This window comes from Myroides sp. LoEW2-1, assembly GCF_009767705.1.
In the GTDB taxonomy this organism is placed as follows: Bacteria; Bacteroidota; Bacteroidia; order Flavobacteriales; family Flavobacteriaceae; genus Flavobacterium; species Flavobacterium album_A.
The window spans coordinates 1-21,431 of record NZ_WSPP01000259.1 but is presented as its reverse complement, the minus strand read 5'-3'; the positions used below and the strand labels follow the sequence as shown (position 1 = coordinate 21,431).

The 21,431-nt window shown below is 34.0% G+C and carries 17 protein-coding genes and 3 tRNA genes; 15 read left to right on the top strand and 5 right to left on the bottom strand.

The features are described from left to right. Positions 1 to 110: 110 nt before the first annotated feature. From purH to rodA, 6 genes are read left to right on the top strand one after another with little or no spacing between them, the layout of a single operon-like run. On the top strand, positions 111 to 1,637 hold the full coding sequence (gene purH / locus GOQ24_RS13515) for a bifunctional phosphoribosylaminoimidazolecarboxamide formyltransferase/IMP cyclohydrolase (protein WP_160339934.1): 1,527 nt from the start codon (positions 111 to 113) through the stop codon (positions 1,635 to 1,637). Positions 1,638 to 1,692: 55 nt separating this feature from the next. Continuing rightward, complete coding sequence (locus GOQ24_RS13510) at positions 1,693 to 2,721, top strand: rod shape-determining protein (RefSeq protein WP_155091144.1); 1,029 nt, start codon at positions 1,693 to 1,695, stop codon at positions 2,719 to 2,721. Between the two features lie 10 nt (positions 2,722 to 2,731). Beyond that, entirely contained in the window at positions 2,732 to 3,562 is an 831-nt protein-coding gene (gene mreC / locus GOQ24_RS13505; protein WP_155091145.1) for a rod shape-determining protein MreC, read from the top strand. Further along, positions 3,555 to 4,079 (top strand): rod shape-determining protein MreD, encoded by a 525-nt coding sequence (locus GOQ24_RS13500; protein WP_155091146.1) that lies wholly within the window; start codon positions 3,555 to 3,557, stop codon positions 4,077 to 4,079. Before mreC ends, GOQ24_RS13500 begins: the two co-directional genes overlap by 8 nt. Beyond that, on the top strand, positions 4,076 to 5,938 hold the full coding sequence (gene mrdA / locus GOQ24_RS13495; RefSeq protein WP_155091147.1) for a penicillin-binding protein 2: 1,863 nt from the start codon (positions 4,076 to 4,078) through the stop codon (positions 5,936 to 5,938). The genes GOQ24_RS13500 and mrdA overlap by 4 nt, the downstream gene beginning before the upstream one ends. Next, positions 5,938 to 7,191: a rod shape-determining protein RodA gene (rodA, locus tag GOQ24_RS13490; RefSeq protein WP_155091148.1), complete on the top strand. Its 1,254-nt coding sequence runs from the start codon at positions 5,938 to 5,940 to the stop codon at positions 7,189 to 7,191. Before mrdA ends, rodA begins: the two co-directional genes overlap by 1 nt. 388 nt (positions 7,192 to 7,579) lie before the next feature. Here the strand turns inward: rodA and GOQ24_RS13485 are convergent. The 3 genes from GOQ24_RS13485 to GOQ24_RS13475 form a co-directional block, all read right to left on the bottom strand. Then, positions 7,580 to 7,655, bottom strand: a tRNA-Phe gene (locus tag GOQ24_RS13485). Between the two features lie 26 nt (positions 7,656 to 7,681). Then, positions 7,682 to 7,754 (bottom strand) — tRNA-Phe (locus tag GOQ24_RS13480). Between the two features lie 33 nt (positions 7,755 to 7,787). After that, positions 7,788 to 7,860 (bottom strand) — tRNA-Phe (locus GOQ24_RS13475). A gap of 129 nt (positions 7,861 to 7,989) precedes the next feature. Here GOQ24_RS13475 and GOQ24_RS13470 point away from each other — a divergent pair. From GOQ24_RS13470 to GOQ24_RS13440, 7 genes are all read left to right on the top strand, one after another. Beyond that, positions 7,990 to 8,745, top strand: coding sequence for a type III pantothenate kinase (locus tag GOQ24_RS13470; RefSeq protein ID WP_155091149.1), 756 nt, complete (start codon positions 7,990 to 7,992; stop codon positions 8,743 to 8,745). Further along, positions 8,717 to 9,991, top strand: coding sequence for a hypothetical protein (locus tag GOQ24_RS13465; protein WP_155091150.1), 1,275 nt, complete (start codon positions 8,717 to 8,719; stop codon positions 9,989 to 9,991). Before GOQ24_RS13470 ends, GOQ24_RS13465 begins: the two co-directional genes overlap by 29 nt. 9 nt (positions 9,992 to 10,000) lie before the next feature. After that, on the top strand, positions 10,001 to 10,561 hold the full coding sequence (gene lptC / locus GOQ24_RS13460; RefSeq protein WP_155091151.1) for an LPS export ABC transporter periplasmic protein LptC: 561 nt from the start codon (positions 10,001 to 10,003) through the stop codon (positions 10,559 to 10,561). Further along, positions 10,562 to 10,786, top strand: coding sequence for a hypothetical protein (locus GOQ24_RS13455; protein ID WP_155091152.1), 225 nt, complete (start codon positions 10,562 to 10,564; stop codon positions 10,784 to 10,786). Between the two features lie 200 nt (positions 10,787 to 10,986). Continuing rightward, positions 10,987 to 13,086, top strand: a complete 2,100-nt coding sequence (locus GOQ24_RS13450; protein ID WP_160339933.1) for a peptidylprolyl isomerase — start codon at positions 10,987 to 10,989, stop codon at positions 13,084 to 13,086. Between the two features lie 118 nt (positions 13,087 to 13,204). Next, positions 13,205 to 14,077 carry an ACP S-malonyltransferase gene (fabD, locus tag GOQ24_RS13445; protein WP_155091154.1) on the top strand — a complete coding sequence of 291 codons (873 nt, stop codon included), beginning with the start codon at positions 13,205 to 13,207 and terminating at the stop codon, positions 14,075 to 14,077. Between the two features lie 67 nt (positions 14,078 to 14,144). Continuing rightward, the gene (locus GOQ24_RS13440) at positions 14,145 to 15,356 is read left to right on the top strand and encodes a multidrug effflux MFS transporter (protein WP_160339932.1); all 1,212 of its coding nucleotides are present in this window, start codon (positions 14,145 to 14,147) and stop codon (positions 15,354 to 15,356) included. A 53-nt stretch (positions 15,357 to 15,409) separates the two neighbouring features. Here GOQ24_RS13440 and GOQ24_RS13435 read toward each other — a convergent pair whose 3' ends face one another. Then, positions 15,410 to 16,540, bottom strand: coding sequence for a DegT/DnrJ/EryC1/StrS family aminotransferase (locus tag GOQ24_RS13435; RefSeq protein ID WP_160339931.1), 1,131 nt, complete (start codon positions 16,538 to 16,540; stop codon positions 15,410 to 15,412). 170 nt (positions 16,541 to 16,710) lie between these two features. Here GOQ24_RS13435 and GOQ24_RS13430 point away from each other — a divergent pair, with 170 nt between their 5' ends. Continuing rightward, the gene (locus GOQ24_RS13430; RefSeq protein WP_160339930.1) at positions 16,711 to 17,946 is read left to right on the top strand and encodes a 3-deoxy-D-manno-octulosonic acid transferase; all 1,236 of its coding nucleotides are present in this window, start codon (positions 16,711 to 16,713) and stop codon (positions 17,944 to 17,946) included. An 80-nt stretch (positions 17,947 to 18,026) separates the two neighbouring features. Here GOQ24_RS13430 and GOQ24_RS13425 read toward each other — a convergent pair whose 3' ends face one another. Continuing rightward, positions 18,027 to 18,866: an aldo/keto reductase gene (locus GOQ24_RS13425; protein WP_160339929.1), complete on the bottom strand. Its 840-nt coding sequence runs from the start codon at positions 18,864 to 18,866 to the stop codon at positions 18,027 to 18,029. A gap of 391 nt (positions 18,867 to 19,257) precedes the next feature. Between GOQ24_RS13425 and GOQ24_RS13420 the strand changes: the two genes are divergently transcribed. Beyond that, positions 19,258 to 21,411: a S46 family peptidase gene (locus tag GOQ24_RS13420; protein WP_160339928.1), complete on the top strand. Its 2,154-nt coding sequence runs from the start codon at positions 19,258 to 19,260 to the stop codon at positions 21,409 to 21,411. The last annotated feature ends 20 nt before the right edge of the window (positions 21,412 to 21,431 follow it).

Sequence of the window (21,431 nt, the reverse complement as noted above, 5' to 3'; positions counted from 1 at the left end):
TAAAGATAAAAAATAAAAAAAAACTTCTCAAATAATAGAAAACTTCAATTATATACTTTAGAATTATCATTACAATACTTACTTTTGCCGTTCATTAATAACACACAACAATGAACACAACTAAAAAAATCAATTCAGCACTAATTTCTGTGTTTGATAAAAATGGTCTTGAACCTATTGTAAGAGAATTACATAAAAACAACGTAGTAATTTACTCTACTGGGGGAACTGAAACTTTTATCAAAGACTTAGGAATACCAGTAGTAGCAGTAGAAGACATCACTTCATATCCTTCAATCTTAGGAGGTCGAGTAAAAACTTTACACCCAAAAATATTTGGAGGGATCTTAAATAGACAAGATCACGAAGGAGACGTTGCTCAGATGAAAGAATTTGATATTCCTCAAATTGATCTTGTAATTGTTGATTTATATCCTTTCGAAAAAACTGTTGCATCGGGTGCAAACGAAGCCGATATTATTGAAAAAATAGATATTGGAGGTATTTCGCTAATTAGAGCTGCTGCAAAAAACTTTAAAGACACTGTTATTGTTGCCTCAGTTAATGAGTACAATATCTTTTTGAATATGATTCAAGAAAATAATGGACAAACTTCTTTAGAGCAAAGAAGATATCTTGCAACTAAAGCATTTCACACCTCATCTCACTATGATAGTGCTATCTTTAACTATTTTAATGAGCAAGAATCTACATTAAAAATAAGTGTAGATAATGGAATAGAGCTGAGATATGGTGAAAATCCTCATCAAAAAGGACAGTTCTTCGGAGACTTCGATTCCCTATTCCAAAAGTTAAATGGAAAAGAACTTTCATACAACAACCTTCTCGATGTGGACGCAGCGGTTAACTTAATGAAGGAATTTCAAGGAGAGCAACCAACCTTTGCAATACTAAAACACAACAATGCTTGTGGAGTTGCACAAAGAAACACCATGAAAGAGGCCTATATTGATGCTTTAGCTGGAGATCCAACATCAGCTTTTGGAGGTGTGCTTATTGCAAATGGAAAAATAGATAAAGAAACTGCTGAAGAAATCAATCAACTTTTCTGCGAGGTAGTAATTGCACCATCTTACGAAAATGAAGCTATAGAAATCCTTAAAGAAAAGAAAAATAGAATTATCTTAGTAATAAATGAAGTGGAGTTACCGAAAAAACAAATTCGAACTTGTTTAAATGGTATCTTAGTTCAAGATAAAGATAATGTTACTGATACTAAAGAGCATTTAACTAACGTTACTAACTCAAAGCCTTCTGAACAAGAAATAGAAGACTTGTTATTTGCTTCAAAAATCTGTAAACACACAAAGTCAAACACAATTGTTATTGCTAAAAACAAACAATTATGTGCTTCTGGTACTGGTCAAACCTCAAGAGTTGATGCATTGCGTCAAGCAATTGAAAAAGCAAACTCTTTTAACTTTGACTTAAAAGGAGCAGTAATGGCAAGCGATGCATTCTTTCCTTTCCCTGATTGTGTAGAGATTGCAGATCACGCTGGTATTACATCTGTTATCCAACCAGGAGGCTCGATTAAAGATGAATTAAGTGTAAATTATTGTAATGAAAACAATATCGCGATGGTATTTACTGGAACGCGTCATTTTAAACATTAATTTATTACTTTTGTATAGCAAACAAAATTATTAACTCTAAAAGCCATTTAATTGTATGGGATTTTTTGATTTTATGACAGAGGATATCGCTATCGATTTAGGTACAGCGAACACTCTAATCATTCACGATGGGAAAGTTGTTGTTGACAACCCTTCTATTGTAGCTCGTGACAGAACAACGGGTAAAATAATTGCAGTAGGAAAAGAAGCGAGTTTAATGCAGGGGAAAACCCATGGAAATATCAAAACAATCCGCCCATTAAAAGACGGAGTTATTGCTGATTTTGATGCATCAGAAAAAATGATAAGCCTCTTTATCAAAAGCATTCCAGCATTAAGAAAAAAAATGTTTACACCGGCTTTACGCATGATTGTTTGTATTCCTTCAGGTATTACAGAAGTAGAGATGCGTGCGGTAAAAGAATCTTGTGAGCGAGTGAATGGTAAAGAGGTTTACCTTATACATGAACCTATGTCTGCCGCTATTGGTATTGGTGTAGATATCATGCAACCAAAAGGTAATATGATTGTTGATATAGGTGGAGGTACAACTGAGATTGCAGTTATTGCTCTTGGAGGTATTGTTTGCGATAAATCTGTAAAAATCGCAGGGGACGTATTCACAAACGATATTATCTATTATATGCGTACACAACACAACTTATTTGTTGGAGAAAGTACTGCAGAAAAAATTAAAATACAAATTGGAGCTGCTACTGAAGATTTAGAAACTCCTCCAGAAGATATGTTAGTACAAGGGCGTGATTTGTTAACTGGTAAACCAAAACAAGTTACTGTATCATACCGCGAAATTGCTAAAGCACTTGACAAATCTATTCAACGCGTTGAAGATGCTGTAATGGAAACATTATCACAAACACCACCAGAATTAGCTGCTGATATTTATAATACAGGAATCTATTTAGCAGGTGGAGGTTCAATGCTTAGAGGATTAGACAAGAGAATCTCTCAAAAAACAGACTTACCTGTTTATATTGCAGAAGATCCATTAAGAGCAGTTGTACGTGGTACTGGACTAGCTATCAAAAACATTGACAAATATAAAAGTGTACTTATCAAGTAAATAATATACTATGCAGCAAATATTTAACTTCTTTATAAAAAACAGTACTAAGCTACTGTTTTTGCTGCTTTTACTAATATCATTTGCTTTTATTATTAGAACACATACTTTTCATAGAAGTTCTTTTATCAGTTCAGCGAATGGAGTAACTGGCTATGTCTATGAAAATGTAAATGATTTAAAAGAATATATGCATCTAAAATCAGAGAATGACGCTCTGGTTTTAGAGAATGCATATTTAAAGACAATCGTTTACAACAATCTGACAGACAAAGACTCTTTAGAAATAGCCAAACTGCAGCCAAGCGAAACAGATGAATACTCTATTCTTGTCGCTAAGGTTATTCGAAATTCATTTAATACTAAAGAAAATTACCTAACAATCAAAGGAGGTTCTAAACAAGGAATCCAAAAAGATCTTGGGGTTATTAATAGCAACGGTGTTATAGGAATTATTGAAAAGTCATCTAATAATTATTCTACTGTACAAAGTATCTTAAACGTAAAATCAAAAATCAATGCTAAAATCAAAGGTTCTAATCATTTTGGAACTTTAGAATGGGATGGAAAAAATACAGGTTATGTGAATCTTACTGATATTCCAAGATTGGCCGAAATTTATAAAGGAGATACAATTGTTACAGGAGGTATCTCTAAAATATTCCCTGAAAACATACCGATTGGGGTTATTGAAAAAGCATATACAACTGCTAGTTCAAACTATTTTACCATATCAGTTAGATTATTCAATGATATGACTAATTTAGGGTATGTTTACATTATCAAAAACAACTACGTAGAAGAGATTAACACTTTAGAAGAGGGATTAGAAGATGAATAGTATTGTATTATCAAATATAGGCCGTTTTATAACTTTACTCTTAGTACAGGTTCTGATATTCAACAATATTGATTTGTTTGGATCTATCAACCCTTTCCCCTATATTTTATTTATCATTTTGTATCCTTCAAGTGGTAATAAAGCTTTATTATACTTAACGAGTTTCTTATTAGGGCTGGCAGTAGATATGTTTATCAACTCAGCTGGTATACACGCTGCAGCATCACTAATTCTTGCTTTTGCACGTCCAATGATATTGAAGTTCTCTTTTGGTATTAGTTATCAATATCACAACTTAAATATTCTAAAAAAAGTAACAAAAGACATCTTTAATTCATTAGAAGTATTCAGCTACATATCAATAAGCATATTAGTACACAATATTACTTTATTTGCATTGGAGCTATTTAGGTTTAGTTTTGTTTTAGAAATTCTTTCAAGAACAATAATCACAATGATAACTACTTTATTATGTAGTGTCCTAATCATCTATCTAATAAAGCCTTCTAAAAAATGAGAAAATTTCTTTTACCGCTAATAATTACAGTTGTTACTATCGTAATACTCTCTCGTTTATTTTATTTACAAATCATTGATGATACCTACATCAAAAAATCAGAGAACAACGCTCTGAAAATTGTATATGAATACCCTGAACGAGGATATATATTTGATAGAAATGGAAAACTATTAGTTGCCAATCAACCGTCATATGACATCATGGTAATACCGCGAGAGGTCACTAATATTGATACATTAGCCCTTTGTAAATTATTAGATGTAACTAAAGAAGAATTTGACTCAAAACTTAGCAAAGCTACTATTTATAGCCCAAGGCTACCTTCTATATTTCTACCTCAATTAAGCAAGGCAGAATATGCTGCGTTCCAAGAAAAAATTAGACACTTTAACGGATTCTATATTCAAAAGCGTTCACTGAGAGATTATCAGGTAAATCACGGTGCTAATATATTTGGATACATTAGACAGGTTAATGACTTAAACATAAAATCAAACCCTTACTATAGACCTGGCGACCTCATTGGTATCCAAGGAGTCGAAGAACAATACGAAGAAGTCCTAAGAGGTTCTAAAGGGGTAAAGTATATCCAAAGAGATCGATTTAATCGAGAAATAGGTTCTTTTAAAAATGGAATCTATGACACTATTGCATTAAAAGGAGATGATATTACCCTTACTATTGATAGTGAATTACAAGCATATGGTGAGCTTTTAATGCAAAACAAAAGAGGCGGTATTGTTGCTATAGAACCAAAGTCTGGTGAGATATTAGCCCTTATCAATGCACCTACCTACGATCCAGGTCTATTAGTTGGCCGAGAAAGATCAAAGAATTACACCAAACTTTACAATGACTCATTAGCTAAGCCACTGTATAATAGAGTTCTTTCTGGAGAATATTCTCCAGGATCTCCTTTTAAAATACTAACTGGTTTAATAGGTCTTCAAGAAGGAGTTATAAATCAACATACGACTTTTAGTTGCAGCAGAGGATTCTACTACGGTAAAGGTGCTTGGATGGGATGCCACGATAGTGGTAACTGGAACTTACACGTAGCTACAGCTAAATCGTGTAACACCTTCTTTGCCCAAACCTATAAGCGCATAATTGAAAAATATAAAAAACCCGCTGATGGAATTAACGCTTGGAATAAGCATCTACAAAGTTTTGGGCTGGGTCAATTCTTAGGATACGACTTACCTGAAGGAAGAAAAGGTCACATTCCTGATTCAGACTATTACGATAGATGGTATCCAAATGGTGCATGGAAAAGTACAACAACCATATCCAATTCAATCGGACAGGGCGAAGTAATTATGACTCCTATGCAACTTGCTAATGTTGTAGCTGCTGTTGCCAATAAAGGTTACTACTATACACCTCACATCATTAAGGGGATCGAACACCATAAAATCGATAAAAAATTCGTTACAAAAAATCAAACAACAATTGATCCAAAACACTTTGAACCTGTTATCGAGGGAATGAATGAAGTGTTTAAAACAGGTACAGGACGATCTGTTGCAGTAGAACAACTTGATATGTGTGGTAAAACAGGAACAGTAGAAAACTTTACTCGTATTAACGGAAAACGCTACCAATTAACTGACCACTCTGTTTTCGTTGCCTTTGCTCCAAAAGATGATCCGAAAATAGCTATAGCCGTTTTTATTGAAAATGGATATTGGGGGTCAAGATGGGCTGCTCCTATTACCAGCTTAATGGTTCAAAAATATTTATTAAATGAGATTGTAAGAAAAGATTTAGAAACAAGAATGCTTGAAGGTAGTCTTCAATCTGAATACGACAAAGTATTACAACTATATAAACTTGCAGAAAAAAGTAAAAAATAATGAGAAGTGTTAGTGTACAAAAAAATATAGACTGGTTAACAGTACTCCTATATTTCTTATTAGTAATAGCAGGGTGGTTTACTATTTATTCAGCATCACTACCTGCCGAACCAACCTCTATGTTTGACCTTAATCAAATATATGGTCGTCAACTAATATTTATTATACTCACATTTCCTATTATCATTTTGATACTTTCCATAGATGCCAAATTCTATGAGAAATATGCATTAATATTTTACATCATTGGACTTCTGTCAATCATTGGGTTATTCTTCTTTGGTAAATCAGTAAAAGGGCAAACCAACTGGTATTCGATTGCAGGATTTGGTATTCAGCCTTCTGAATTTGTAAAGACCACGACTGCTTTGCTATTAGCTAAATATTTATCCGATAACCAAGGTCATTTAAACACTTTCAAAGAACAATTAGTCGCACTTACAATTATTGCTATCCCAACCTTGTTAATCCTAAAACACGATACAGGTAGTGCAATGTTATTTGCCTCACTAATTTTTGTGTTATATCGAGAGGGACTACCAAGTTGGTACCTATGGACAGGATTTATAACTGTCGTCCTATTCATCGCAGCCCTCGTAGTTAAACCTGCTATTATCATTGCTACAATAATTATTATAGCAAGTTTGCACTTCTATTTCAACAAGAGTATCAACCGAAACCCTTTTATATATATCATATTAGCTATTTTCACTTCAGGGTTTGTATTTTCTGTAGATTACGTATATGACAATGTACTTGAACCCCATCAAAAGGATCGTATCAACGTATTATTAGGCGAAAACGTAAACCTACAAGCCGAGGGCTACAACCTTAATCAATCTAAAATAGCAATCGGATCTGGAAACTGGACAGGAACAGGTTTCTTAGAAGGTACACAGACCAAAGGTGGATTTGTACCAGAACAGCATACAGATTATATCTTTACAACTGTAGGTGAAGAATGGGGTTTTGCAGGTGCATCGGTAGTGATAGTGTTATTTGTTTTTCTATTCTTTCGACTAATTTACTTAGCTGAAAATCAAAAAAAGAGATTCAATCGAGTTTACGGATACTGCGTTGTTAGTTTCCTTTTCATTCACTTTGCATTTAATATTACGATGCTAATTGGACTATTTCCTACCATTGGAGTACCACTTCCATTTTTTTCATATGGAGGTTCTAGTTTAATAGCCTTTACCCTATTACTATTTATTTTTCTAAAATTAGATGCCAATAAAATAAACGAATGGTAATTTGACAATTGCTATTCTATATTTGTAAACAAACAACCTCATAACACAAACAATTATTGAGTTAGTACCCTGTTTGCCATATTTAATAATTTACACTCAAAAAACTAAGAGTTTATACTCCACTCCATTCCTTATTAAGTAGATTATAGGTAAATGGAGATTTCCCCCTATTTTAAGCAACCTAAAGGAGTTAAAACAGCCTAAGCACAAACAATACCTTTGCGCAATAAAAAACGCTTAGACGGATTCATTTCGATGGTTACGCATACGTTGGATGACCAAAGCTTTTGCCACTGATCCCCAACTTTTGTACTTGATCCCTGATTCCCATCTTCACAATCAAGAAATACTAAAATAAAAAAGCCGATACATTACTGTATCGGCTTTCTGGTGGTGCCTCCAGGAATCGAACCAGGGACACAAGGATTTTCAGTCCTTTGCTCTACCAACTGAGCTAAGGCACCAGTTGCTTTTAAATAAGAAATTTTAGTGGTGCCTCCAGGAATCGAACCAGGGACACAAGGATTTTCAGTCCTTTGCTCTACCAACTGAGCTAAGGCACCCAATTTCTTATGTTTACTAAAAAGGTAATTTAGTGGTGCCTCCAGGAATCGAACCAGGGACACAAGGATTTTCAGTCCTTTGCTCTACCAACTGAGCTAAGGCACCTTTTTGCCTTTTAGTAATCGAGAATCTTGTTCTCTTAAGCGGTTGCAAATATAGAACAGATTTTATTACTTCCAAAACTTTTTATAAAAAAAATCATTCACTACCTTTGGCTTTTCTAAGAAAACTGAAATGATTTTAACCATCGACATTGGCAATACAAGAACCAAAATAGCTCACTTTGAAAACAATAGACTTGAAAACCTATTCACTTTTGAAGGTGAAAATTTTCTTGTTTTTTTTCAAAAAAAATTTACTCACCTACCAAAAAATACTCCGACAATACTATCATCAGTAGGAAAATTAGCAACAGGTGAATTAGATTGGCTTAGACAAAATACCAATTTAATGGTGATTAATCATCAATCTCCTTTGCCATTTATAAATAATTACACTACTCCAAACACATTAGGGATTGACAGGATTGTACTTTCTGCAGGAGCTTCTTTACTTTATCCAAATCAAGACAAGTTAGTCATTGACATAGGCACTTGCATTACATACGATTTTATTAATCACAAAAATGAATACACTGGGGGGGCAATATCTCCAGGTTTTTCACTTCGATATAAATCTCTAAACGATTACACAGCCAAACTTCCACTATTAAAGCTTGAAGATATCGATTATTTAATTGGCGACAGCACTAATAAAGCAATCCATTCAGGCGTTATTAATGGTATAGTTTCCGAAATAGATGGTATCATCAACCAATACAAAGAATTATACCCTTCTTTAACAATTATTTTAACAGGTGGTGACACACTTTTTTTGGCAAAAAGATTAAAAAATATAATATTTGCTAATTCAAACTTTTTATTAGAAAGTTTGAACGCCTTATATCAATACATAATTGAAAATGATAAAAAAAATTCTATTAGGCTTTAGCCTACTTCTTGGAACTGCAGCTATAGCTCAGCAAGGAACAGCTACTCCGTATTCATTCTACGGAATAGGAAATGTAAACTATAGTGGTACAAATGAGTATAGAGCTATGGGAGGTACTAGTGTTTATGCTGACAGTATCCATATTAACTTACAGAATCCTGCTTCTTATGGCAAATTAAAACACACTGCATTTTCAATTGGAGCAACAGCGAAGTTCTATGATTTTAAAGCAAATGGACAAACTGATGCAGTTAAAAGACAATCTGTCGATTATATTGCTATAGGATTACCAATTATTACTCAAAAATTAGGTGTGGTTTTCGGTTTACAACCTCAGTCAAATGTTGGTTATAAAATTACTGGTATTCACACAGACGAAAACAACAGAGTAACTACAAATTCATATAATGGTGACGGCGGTGTGAACAGAGTATTTGTTGGTGCTGGTTATGAAGTAATTCCTCACTTACACTTAGGTATTGATGCTGGTTACCACTTCGGAAATACAAGTAATGATATTGCTACTTGGATCAAGGACCGTGGAGATGGTATAGCATTAGCTACTCAGACAATCGAAAAGAGAAGAGTTGATTACAAAGGTTTTGCAATGAAACTATCAGCTCAATATGAAGGAAAATTAAATGGGTATGATTGGCAAACAAATATTACCTACAGTCCAGAAACAAAATGGAATACTGATAACCTAACAAAGTTACAGACTTGGGATGTGTATAACCCAAATAGAATGATTGATCAGATTATCACAGTAGACTCTGATGAAAAAATTACTAATCCTCAACAATTAAGCTTAGGAGCAGGTATAGGTAAACAGTTCAAATGGTTTATTGGAGGTCAGTTTACTTATATTGAAAACAGCAAACTTGCTACAAGTACTAATGTATCCCCAATCTCAGCCTTTGAAAATACAAAAAGATATTCTATCGGAGGTTTTTACATTCCAAAACACAACTCTTTTACAAGTTACTTTAACAAAGTTGTATATAGAGCAGGTTTTAGATATGAAAATACTGGTTTAGTGCTAAATAATCAATCAATCAATGATTATGCCGTATCCGCTGGTGTTGGACTACCATTACCAGGTAGATCACTTACAAATCTAAATATCGGATTTGAATATGGATCGAGAGGAAAAGACAGTCATGGTTTAATCAAAGAAAACTACTTTAGCATAAATGTAGGGTTCTCATTAAATGACATTTGGTTTAAACGAAGAAGATTCGAATAGTAATATTGGATGGCTCAAATAATAAAAAATATAGTCACTACCGTATCCCTACTTGCGATAGTTTTTGCATTGACATCGTGTGAAGATAATTTCAAGAATATACAATCCCTAAACAGAACTTCTTTTTTCCCTGGAGGAGAAGGAGAGAATATCTATCTTCAATATGTAGATTCTGGAAGGGTAAAAGCTATATTGGTAAGTGACAAAATGTTAGATTACTCTAATGTAGCAAATCAGTTTACTGAATTTCCAGAAGGCGTTCATGTTACGTTTATTGACAAAAACGATCAAAAAACAACGGTAGTAGCTGACTATGCAATTAGCTATTCAAAGACTGAGCTAATAGACCTACAAGGAAATGTAGTCATTACTACTCAAGATGGTAAAAAACTTGAATCTGATCAATTATACTATGATCAAAAGAATGATTGGTTATATACGGAAGGCAAGTATAAGGCATCAACAGATAAAGACAACTTTACCACAGGAGTAGGAATAGATTTCGACAGTAAACTAAGCGTAATAAAAGCACAAAACAGTTATGCTGAAAGCATCAAACAAGAAAAATAAATGAAAGTATTAAGAATTATCCCCTATTTCTACCTTTTTATCGCTATATTGTTTGTCTACGACGTAGTAGATAAATTCATTAAAGGCGAAGGTATCTTTTGGTTAGGTATTGCTATAGCAGCAGTAGCTGTTTTTATGTTCTTTTTTCGAAAAAAATCAGTTACGAGAATGGAAGGTTACGAACAAACTAAAAATAACAATACAAAAAGTACTACTAAGAAGTAGTACTTTTTACTTATAAATTATAAGTAAAAAGACGAAAATAAAATCAAAAAAAACAAAAAGGCGAAAAGTTTTATAAAATTCAAACTAATTAATTAAAAAAAAACAATCAATAATACTAAAATAATAAGAGTACCTCTTTTATTATTAATAAGATAATTGTATTTTCGCTCACTGAAAAAAATTACACATAATAGAAAAGCATGGCAGTTTTATCAAAAATTAGACAAAGATCTGCGCTGTTAATTGCAGGAATTGGAATTGCATTATTAGCATTTATCGTTGGTGATGTGGTTAGAGGAACTGGTGCAGGAGCGCCACCTCGTAACGTAGGAAAAATTAATGGTCACGAAATTAATACAAGAGAGTTTTCTCAACGTGTCGCACAGTTAGAGCAACAACAACAGATTTCAAATAGCCAAGCTATCGAAACTATTTGGAACGAGCAAGTGAGCACTATCCTTCTAAATGAGGAGATAGAGAAACTTGGTTTGCGCATTGGGAAAGAGCAATTGGTAAACGTTGCCAAAAGTCACCCAGTATTTGCAAACAACCCAGAGTTTCTTGACGAAGCTGGGCAATTCAACACTCAAAAATTTAACGAGTTTATCCTGTCTTTCAAAAGCGGTGGTCCAGAAATGTGGAATCAATGGCTTGCCTTTGAAAAAGATTTAGAAAGATTTGGTTTACAACAAATGTACTTTGCACTTATTCAAGGTGGTCTATATACAACAGACCTTGATGCTAAGTTTGCTTATAAAACAGATAATAGCAAAGTATCTTTCGATTATGTTACTATTGCATACTCTACAATTAACAACGAAGAAGCTTCTGTAAGTGATGCTGAGATATTGGACTATATGAAAAAACACGAAAACAGATTCAAATCTGAACCTACTCGTGTAATTGAATATGCTTTCGTTCCGAGCTTACCATCAAACAAAGATAAAGAAGAAGTTAAAGAGGTTATTGAAGGTTTCTTAAAACCAAGTATTCAATACAACGCTGAAACAAACAAAAATGATACAATTGCTGGATTTAGAACGGTAAAAAATGTTGAAGCATTTGTTATCGCTAATTCAGATTTACCATATGATTCACTTTATTATGCTAAAAAGGATTTGCCTTTAGAGTTCCAAGAAGAATTATTCAACCTTGAACCTAATAAAGTATTTGGTCCTTATATCTTAGGTGATTACTACTATTTAACAAGATTAGTAGATAAAAAACCTGGAGCTTCAGTTGATGCTGCTCATATCTTAATCACATATGAAGGAGCTCAAATGGCAAATACTACAAGAACAAAAGAAGCAGCTAAAGCAAAAGCTGAAGAAATCTTAGCTAAAGTACAAGCAGATTCATCTTCATTTGCAACTCTTGCAGCATTAGAGTCAGAGGATACTGGATCAAAAGCAAAAGGTGGTAAATACGAAGGTATTTCAAAAGGTACAATGGTTAAAGGTTTTGAAGATTTCATCTTTAATAACCCTACAGGTAAAATGGGAATTGCTGAAACTGAATATGGTTTCCACGTAATTCAGGTGTTGGACAAAAAAGAAGGAGTGAAATTAGCAAATATTGCTAGAAAAATTGAAGTATCTGATGCTACTGCTGATGAAGTATTTAGCAAAGCTACATCATTAGAACAAGCTGCTGCTACGGGTGATTTTATCGCTAAAGCAAAAGAAATGAACTTAGATACACAAACAAAAGTAACTTTACATCCTTTCCAAGATCAATTACCTGGTATTGGACAACAACGTGCTATTGGAACTTGGGCTTTCAACAAAAACACAAAAGAAGGAGATATCAAGCGTTTTGATAATGCTGATGGTCATATCATTGCCAAAGTTACTACAACTAACAACACAGGTTTAGCTTCTGTTTCTGAAGCGAGATTGGCTGTAGAACCTATCTTAATGAACGAGAAAAAAGCTAAAATCATTAGAGCTAAAATGACAGGAGCTACTTTAGAAGAAGTATCTAAAAGTTCAAATGCATCTATCGCTACTACAACTGATGTAACGATTAAAGCACCTTTAATTCCTATGTCAGGTTATGAACCACAAGTTGTTGGAACTGCTTTTGCTACTGAAGTAAATACAAACTCTAAACTTATCGATGGAGCACGTGGAGTATACATGATTAAAACGACAAGTGTTACTAATGCACCAGACATCAATGTTAATTCGTATAAGTCAAGAATAGAATATACTGATCGTAGTCAAGTTCAAGGTAGAACAATGAATGTACTTAAAGACAGAGCTAAGATTGAAGATAACAGAATCGCTGTTTACCAATAATCTTAAAAACATATATCCATAAAAAGGTCATCTGAAAATCAGATGACCTTTTTTTATAGCATTACATCAAAGTAATAAAAATAGCTTATTTTTGTTCTTCAAATTAAAAACTAAACTTATGAAGGCATATGTATTTCCTGGACAAGGAGCTCAATTTACAGGAATGGGTAAAGATTTATACGAAAACTCAGACCTTGCAAAAGAAATGTTTGAGAAAGCGAATGAAATCCTTGGTTTCAGAATTACAGATATCATGTTTGAAGGAACTGCAGACCAATTAAAAGAAACAAAAGTAACTCAACCGGCAGTATTCTTACATTCTGTTATTTTAGCTAAAACAATAGGGGATTTTAAACCAGAGATGGTAGCTGGTCACTCTTTAGGAGAATTTTCAGCATTAGTTGCAAATGGTACATTAGCTTTTGAAGATGCTTTAAAATTAGTTTCACAGCGTGCTATGGCAATGCAAAAAGCATGTGAGATAAAACCGTCAACTATGGCTGCTGTTTTAGGTCTTGAAGATGCAATCGTTGAACAAGTATGCAACCAAATTGACGGAGTTGTTGTAGCAGCAAACTACAATTGTCCAGGCCAATTAGTGATTTCTGGTGAAACATCAGCTGTAGAGAAAGCTTGTGAAGCACTAAAAGAAGCTGGGGCAAAAAGAGCATTACTATTGCCTGTTGGAGGAGCATTCCACTCACCTATGATGGAGCCTGCAAGAGAAGAATTAGCAGCAGCTATCGAAGCTACTACTTTCAATCAGCCAATTTGCCCAGTATACCAAAATGTTACTGCAAGTGCTGTAAGCAACCCTGAAGAAATTAAAAAGAACTTAATCGTTCAATTAACAGCACCTGTAAGATGGACACAATCTGTACAACAAATGATTGCTGATGGAGCTACATCATTTACTGAAGTAGGCCCAGGAAAAGTATTAGTGGGATTAATCAAAAAAATCGACAAAGATGCAGACACACACTCTGCATAACTTACTAAAAACAATAATATAAATCAATCCTTGGCTTTAGGCCAAGGATTTTCTATTTCATTAAATTTTGGAAAAACTCTCTTTACAAGAATGGATACTAATCCTAACACTTGTTAGCTTAACTGCATTAGGTCCATTAGCTATCGATATGTATTTACCTGCATTCCCAAAGATTGCAAATGATTTAAGTACCGAAATAAATAGAGTACAGATATCACTATCCACCTTTTTAGGAGGGTTAGCTATTGGTCAACTCTTTTGGGGACCTATTTCTGATAAGTACGGTAGTAAAAGACCTATTCAAATCTCCTTATCAATTTTTATCATCTCCTCTTTAGCTTGTATCTATGTTCAAGAAATAGAGATGATGTGGATTTATCGATTCTTGCAAGCATTTGGCAGTAGTGGAGGTGTTGTAATTGCAAGAGCAATAGTGAATAAGCGATTTGATAAAGATCAAACTCTAAAAATATTCAGTATTCTTGCTTTAATTGGAGGAATAGCTCCAATTATTGCACCTGTATTAGGTAATGTAATACTAAAGTACTTTGATTGGCAACATGTCTTTACAGCAATGGCACTTTTTGCTACATTAAGTATCTTTATGACTTCTTCCTTTCTAAGGGAAGATAGTACACAGCGAGTACCTTCTTTAAAGGTTAAATCAATCTTGAAAAACTATGGAAGGTTGTTTGAAAACAAAACTTTCATCACCTACACCATTATTGGCAGTATAGCCTATAGTTGCTTAATGCTATACATTTCCAATTCACCGGTTTTGGTAATGGAATCTGGTGGGCTGAGCAGTACCACTTTTAGCTTTATTTTTATGATTAATTCTTGCGGTTTGATGCTTGGATCATTCTTAACCTCCTCTATTTTGAGAAAGAGATTAGATCCCAAGGACATTATAAGACTTGGTACCAGTATACAGATTATATCTGCAGGGCTGTTGTGGTTATTTATAGAAATAAATGTTAGCATCTATATTCAACTAATTCCTCTATTCACTTTTGTTCTGCCATTAGGAATGATTTTCCCAACGACAACCACTTTAGCATTGGCACCATTCAAATTAGAATCTGGGACAGCATCTGCGCTCTTTGGAGCATCTCAATTAGCTTTTACATTTCTAACATCATTGCTTTTAAACAGTTTAAATGACGGAGCGATGAACATAGTTGCAATATCGCTAATGTTATGCGGATTAGTTTCATTTACAGTCAATCAAATTACTTACCCAAAAAATGAAAGAAAGCTCGCAAATAACAATAGATAAAAAAAGACTACCATTTTACTGGTAGTCTTTTCAATTTAAAATCGTTTAAAACCTTATCCTAAGAAAGCTTTTATTTCGTCTGTTATGAATTTTATTTGATCTTCCTCAAGTTCAGAGTGCATAGGTAAAGAAAGTACTTCTTTCACCAATTGATTAGTAACAGGGAAGTCAGCTTCATTATAACGTGGGTCTAAATAAGCTTTCTGACTGTGTAATGGTATTGGATAATAAATAGCACAAGGAATATCTTTAGACTGCAAATGAGCCATCAAGGCATTTCTATCAGCATTTACAATGCGTAGTGTATATTGGTGAAACACGTGAGCATCTTCTCCTCCTTCAACTTTAGGAGTAATCACGTTTGGATGATTAGCTAAAGCGGCAGAATATTGTTGAGCAGCTTTACGTCTTGCTGCATTATATGTATCTAATTTTGGCAATTTAGCATTTAATACTGCTGCTTGCATACTATCTAATCGAGAGTTTACTCCAATTACATCATGGTGATAGCGTTCGTACATTCCGTGATTAACTATACCTCTCAATACGTGAGCTAATTCATCATCATTTGTGAAAATAGCACCACCATCCCCATAACATCCTAAGTTCTTAGATGGGAAAAATGACGTAGCACCTACATGTCCAATTGTACCAGTTTTAGCTTGTGTACCATCGCTATAAGTATAAGTAGCTCCAATTCCTTGGGCATTGTCCTCAATTACATACAAATTATGCTCTTTAGCTACCTTCATGATTTCCTCCATATTAGCTACCTGTCCAAATAAATGAACGGGAACAATTGCTTTTGTTTTTGGAGTAATTGCTTTCTTTAAAGCATCAATTGATATATTAAATGTCTCTGGACAAACATCCACAAGCACAGGTGTCAATTGTAACAAACCAATCACTTCTACTGTAGCTGCAAATGTAAAATCTGCTGTTATCACCTCATCTCCAGGTTTTAAACCTAAGCCCATCATAGCGATTTGTAAAGCATCTGTACCATTTGCACAAGGAATCACGTGTTTTACACCTAAGTATTTCTCTAAACTTGCTTGAAAAGAGTGTACTTGAGGTCCGTTTATAAATGCTGAAGATTCTAAAATCTCTTGTAAAGATTTATTTACTTCCTCTTTAATTCCTTCATATTGACTTTTCAAGTCAACCATTTGAATTTTTTTCATCCTAATATTCTTTAGTATCTTATATTCTTTATCAATGCGCAACAATTATACAGCAATGATTTAGAAGACTTATTCCAGATATATTTGCACTTACAAAAGTAATAAATTCTTATGTTCGAAGTCCAATCTTTCTCAAAAGAAACGTAATTTCGCTACATAAAGATATTTCTATGTTTTATTTATACAATTTACTGACCTATTGCGCTATTTTTATCTTGCATATTGTAGCTCTATTCAACAAAAAGATAAAACTCTTTGTACAGGGTAGAAAAACATCTTTTATCACATTGAAGGACAAAATTGGAAAAAATGATAAAGTATTTTGGATACACGTTGCCTCATTAGGAGAATATGAACAGGGATTACCTGTCATGGAGAAATTAAAGATAGCGTATCCTGATTACAAGATTGTATTAACTTTCTTTTCTCCATCAGGTTTTGAAGTAAAGAAAAACAATACTATTGCAGATGTTACAGTCTATTTGCCAATGGATACTATCCACAACACAACAAAGTTCTTAGATATTACACATCCAGAAAAGGCCTTTTTTGTAAAGTACGAGTATTGGCCAAACTACTTACATCAACTACACAAAAGAAATATTAACACTTACCTCATCTCGGGAATATTTAGACAAGATCAAGTGTTTTTTAAGTGGTATGGAGGGTTCTATCGCAAAGCTCTTAAAGCATTCACTTATTTCTTTGTTCAAAATAGCACTTCGCAACGTCTACTTAATCAACTGCATTTCCAAAACATCGAAATCGTTGGGGATACGAGATTTGACAGAGTTTCACAAATCTTAGACAATTGCAATACTCTCGATTTCTTAGATCAGTTTACCAATGACAAGAACAGTAAAACTGTGGTAGTGGGAAGTTCTTGGCCAGAAGACGAAAAACTCATTTGCGATTATATTAATAATAACGAAGATCCAAATACAAAATTCATATTTGCACCTCATAATATCAAACAAGAGCAAATCAATAATCTCATTAAAGCCATTAACAAGCCACTTGTTTTACACTCTGAGCACAAAGGTAAAATACTCAGTCAGTACACCGTCTATATAATTGATGCCTATAGTCTGCTTACTAAAGCATACAGCTATGCAGATATTGCCTATGTTGGTGGAGGTTTTGGAGCGGGGATACACAATGTATTAGAAGCTGCTACCTTTGGAGTGCCAGTTGTTATAGGTCCAAAATACAATAAGTTTCAAGAAGCAAAAGATTTGATAGCTTTAGGGGGATGCAAGGTCATTCACAATCAGAACGAACTAAATAATACATTTAACGATCTGCTACAAGATGAAGGTCAAAGAGCTAAAATTGGTCAAATATCCAGTCAATTTATTCTAAAAAATAAAAATGCCACGGATAAAATACTACAACATATCCTATAATTAAAAAGGTAAACAGATTGAATCTGTTTACCTTTTTTATATGAATTAATAATTATACTGTAACTGAAGACCTCCTTTATTTAGAAGTCAACACGATCGGGATGCAATCCCGAACCACCAATATAGGACATTTTATCAATTAACACAACATCTTTGCTGTCAATTTCAAAATGATACAAGTCTAAATTCTCTTTTATTCGATGGGAAGTAACCGATTTTGGCAAAGGTAAATGCCCTTTTTGTAATATCCATCGCAAACATAATTGCGGAACAGTTACATGGTACTTTAAAGCAAGTGACTGCAATAATTCACTATCCAAAACATTTCCTCTACCGATTGGGCTCCATGCTTCAGTGAGTATACCGTTTTTTGCACAAAAAGAAACAACCTCTTCTTGCATAAAACCGGGATGAAACTCTATTTGATTGACCATCGGCTTTATCTCTGCTACATCAAGCAGAGCTTGCAAGTGATGTTCATGAAAATTACATACACCGATAGCGCGAACTTTACCCTCTTTGTAAAGCTTCTCAAGTGCTCTCCAAGTATCAGCATTAACTTCTTTCCAATCTGCAAACTGATTACTCGATGCTGGCCAATGAATTAAATATAAATCGATATACGCTAATTGTAAATTATCCAATGAATGCTGAAAAGCTTTTAATGTACGATCGTATCCCCTATGCTCATTCCATAACTTTGTCGTTACAAAAATTTCTTCGCGCTTGACATTTGATAATTGAATGGCCTTACCGATACTAACTTCGTTCTTATAGAAATATGCTGTATCAATATGTCTATACCCTACTTCTAAGGCTTGTAGAACAGCATTGACTGCTTGTTCTCCTTCAGCCGCTTTCCAAGTTCCAAATCCTACAGAAGGAATTTTGACTCCATTACTTAATGTATATGTATCCATTTTAGTTTGCGATTTATATTAGTGATAGCAACGTGCGCTAACCTTTCATTCAAAAATAACCTATACAGCTCAAAATCCAAACACTTGCAGGTAATAATTACCTGAGCATTTCAAAAACAGAAGATTTATTGACTATGCATTTCTATCTCTACTATTAATAATTTCACATCGTAAACAGTTAAATTCAAACGTCATTATAGAGTAACTCTCCCTCTACTCGATGATCAGTAATGACAAATTACGTCATTACCAATCACTGTTATATAGTATAATCGCACTTAGGTTATATGACAGAACACCTGTTATAAACATGCTTTATGCGATTTTCAATTTTAGCTTTCTCTTGTAAAATTGTATCTTGCCAGCAAATTCAATTCTAACGAATACTTTTATGAATCAAAAAATTAAACATTTATTCAAGGCACTTGTTGTTCTTGTTGCTATGCCTATCTATGCGCAACAAGGTGGAATGTGGGTTCCTTCCCTTCTAAAAGGAATGAACGAAACAGAAATGCAAAGCCTAGGTATGAAAATGTCAGTTCAAGACATTTACGATGTAAACAACTCAAGTATGAAAGATGCGGTTCCGCATTTTAATGGAGGATGTTCTTCTGAAGTAATATCTCCACAAGGGTTACTACTTACAAATCACCACTGTGGTTACAGTCAAATTCAAGCGCATTCATCAGTAGAAAATGACTACTTAGCAAATGGATTCTGGGCTAAAACAAAAGCAGATGAACTTCCTAATGATAACTTAGTTGTTACTTTCATGGTACGCATCGAAGATGTGACAAAACAAGTATTAGCAGGAGTAAAAGACAAAGACTCTGAAGTAGTCAAAAAAGAGAAAATCAATAAAAACATTGCTAAGACAATTGCAAACTTTCCAAAAGAAGAATGGCAAGAGAATAAAATCAAATCATTCTTCGAAGGGAATCAATATATTCTATTTGTAACCGAGACATTCAAAGACGTGCGTTTAGTTGGAGCTCCACCATCATCAATTGGTAAATTTGGTTCAGATACTGACAACTGGGTTTGGCCTAGACACACAGGAGATTTCTCTCTTTTCCGTATTTATGCAGACAAAAATAACAGACCTGCAGAATACTCTAAAGATAACGTACCATATACTCCTAAGTACTACTTCCCTATCTCATTAGATGGTATATCAAATGGCGATTTTACAATGGTTTTTGGTTATCCTGGAAGAACTCAAGAGTATTTGCCTTCGTATGCTGTTGAACAAATTGTAAATGATCTAAATCCTGTGAGAATTGGAATTAGAGATACGGCACTTAAAATTACTGATGAATTTATGCGTGCTAATCAAGCGATAAAGATTCAATATGCCTCTAAGTATGCAAGTACAGCTAACTACTGGAAAAAGTGGATTGGAGAAAGCTTAGGTTTAAACAAAACAAATGCTGTTGCCGCTAAACAAGCATTCGAAAAGGATTTTATAGAGAGAGCTAATAAAAATAAAAAGACGAAAGAGTACGCAAATATTTTACCTCAATTCGAAAAGCTTTACAAAGAAATAACTCCTTATGCGGTAAGTAAAGATTACTACACTGAAGTAGCGCTGCGAAATGCAGAATTACTATCGGCTGCATGGAAAGTTTACGCTATTGAAAGCTCTTTGAATAACACACAAGCTTTCGAAAATAAAAAGAATGCTATCGTTAAAGGACAAGAGCGTTTTTATAAAAATTACAGCAAAGTTGTAGATGAAAAAGTATTTGAAGCTATTGTAGGAAAATACGCGAAAGAAGCACCTCAAGAGTTCTTGCCAGAAATTCTTAAGAACATTGACATTGCATCAACTACTAAAAAAATATACAGTACGAGTAAATTGACATCATATGAAGGATTACAACAATTACTTCAAGGTGATAGCAAGCAAGTTTTAGAAAATCTGAATAACGATGCTGGCTATGTTTTTGCGAGAGAGATCTTCCAAAACTACCAACAAAACATTCTTCCTAAATATGAAGAATTAGACAGAGAAATAAACGCTTTGCAACGTACCTTCATGAAAGCTCAATTAGAGTTATATCCAGATGCACGCATATTCCCAGATGCAAACAGTACTTTAAGAGTTACTTATGGTAAAGTGGATGGTTACTTCCCGAAAGACGCTACATACTACGAACCAGTAACACATTTAGAAGGAATTATGGAAAAATATGTTCCTGGTGACTACGAATTTGATGTTCCTCAAAAATTAGTAGAGTTATATAATTCGAAAGATTATGGTCAATATGCAGACAACGGAAAATTACCTGTAAATTTCATCGCGACTAACCACACAACTGGAGGTAATTCAGGTAGTCCGGCAGTGGATGCATACGGTAATTTAATCGGTTTAAATTTCGACCGTGTATGGGAAGGAACGATGAGTGATATTTACTATGACCCTTCTATCTGTCGTAACATTATGGTGGATGCCAGATACATTTTATTCATCATCGATAAGTTTGCAGATGCAAAACATTTAATAGACGAGATGAAACTGGTTCACCCTAAGAAGAACAACTAACCAAATACTTGATTTATAAT

What these genes read in the sequence shown, in the direction of transcription:
- purH (WP_160339934.1), top strand. Translation starts at nt 111, where the DNA reads ATGAACACAACTAAAAAAATCAATTCAGCACTAATTTCTGTGTTTGAT.
- GOQ24_RS13430 (WP_160339930.1), top strand. Translation starts at nt 16,711, where the DNA reads ATGTTTTATTTATACAATTTACTGACCTATTGCGCTATTTTTATCTTG.
- lptC (WP_155091151.1), top strand. Translation starts at nt 10,001, where the DNA reads ATGGCTCAAATAATAAAAAATATAGTCACTACCGTATCCCTACTTGCG.
- mrdA (WP_155091147.1), top strand. Translation starts at nt 4,076, where the DNA reads ATGAGAAAATTTCTTTTACCGCTAATAATTACAGTTGTTACTATCGTA.
- GOQ24_RS13435 (WP_160339931.1), bottom strand. Translation starts at nt 16,540, where the DNA reads ATGAAAAAAATTCAAATGGTTGACTTGAAAAGTCAATATGAAGGAATT.
- GOQ24_RS13455 (WP_155091152.1), top strand. Translation starts at nt 10,562, where the DNA reads ATGAAAGTATTAAGAATTATCCCCTATTTCTACCTTTTTATCGCTATA.
- GOQ24_RS13420 (WP_160339928.1), top strand. Translation starts at nt 19,258, where the DNA reads ATGAATCAAAAAATTAAACATTTATTCAAGGCACTTGTTGTTCTTGTT.
- GOQ24_RS13465 (WP_155091150.1), top strand. Translation starts at nt 8,717, where the DNA reads ATGATAAAAAAAATTCTATTAGGCTTTAGCCTACTTCTTGGAACTGCA.
- mreC (WP_155091145.1), top strand. Translation starts at nt 2,732, where the DNA reads ATGCAGCAAATATTTAACTTCTTTATAAAAAACAGTACTAAGCTACTG.
- GOQ24_RS13450 (WP_160339933.1), top strand. Translation starts at nt 10,987, where the DNA reads ATGGCAGTTTTATCAAAAATTAGACAAAGATCTGCGCTGTTAATTGCA.
- fabD (WP_155091154.1), top strand. Translation starts at nt 13,205, where the DNA reads ATGAAGGCATATGTATTTCCTGGACAAGGAGCTCAATTTACAGGAATG.
- GOQ24_RS13510 (WP_155091144.1), top strand. Translation starts at nt 1,693, where the DNA reads ATGGGATTTTTTGATTTTATGACAGAGGATATCGCTATCGATTTAGGT.
- GOQ24_RS13425 (WP_160339929.1), bottom strand. Translation starts at nt 18,866, where the DNA reads ATGGATACATATACATTAAGTAATGGAGTCAAAATTCCTTCTGTAGGA.
- GOQ24_RS13500 (WP_155091146.1), top strand. Translation starts at nt 3,555, where the DNA reads ATGAATAGTATTGTATTATCAAATATAGGCCGTTTTATAACTTTACTC.
- rodA (WP_155091148.1), top strand. Translation starts at nt 5,938, where the DNA reads ATGAGAAGTGTTAGTGTACAAAAAAATATAGACTGGTTAACAGTACTC.
- GOQ24_RS13470 (WP_155091149.1), top strand. Translation starts at nt 7,990, where the DNA reads ATGATTTTAACCATCGACATTGGCAATACAAGAACCAAAATAGCTCAC.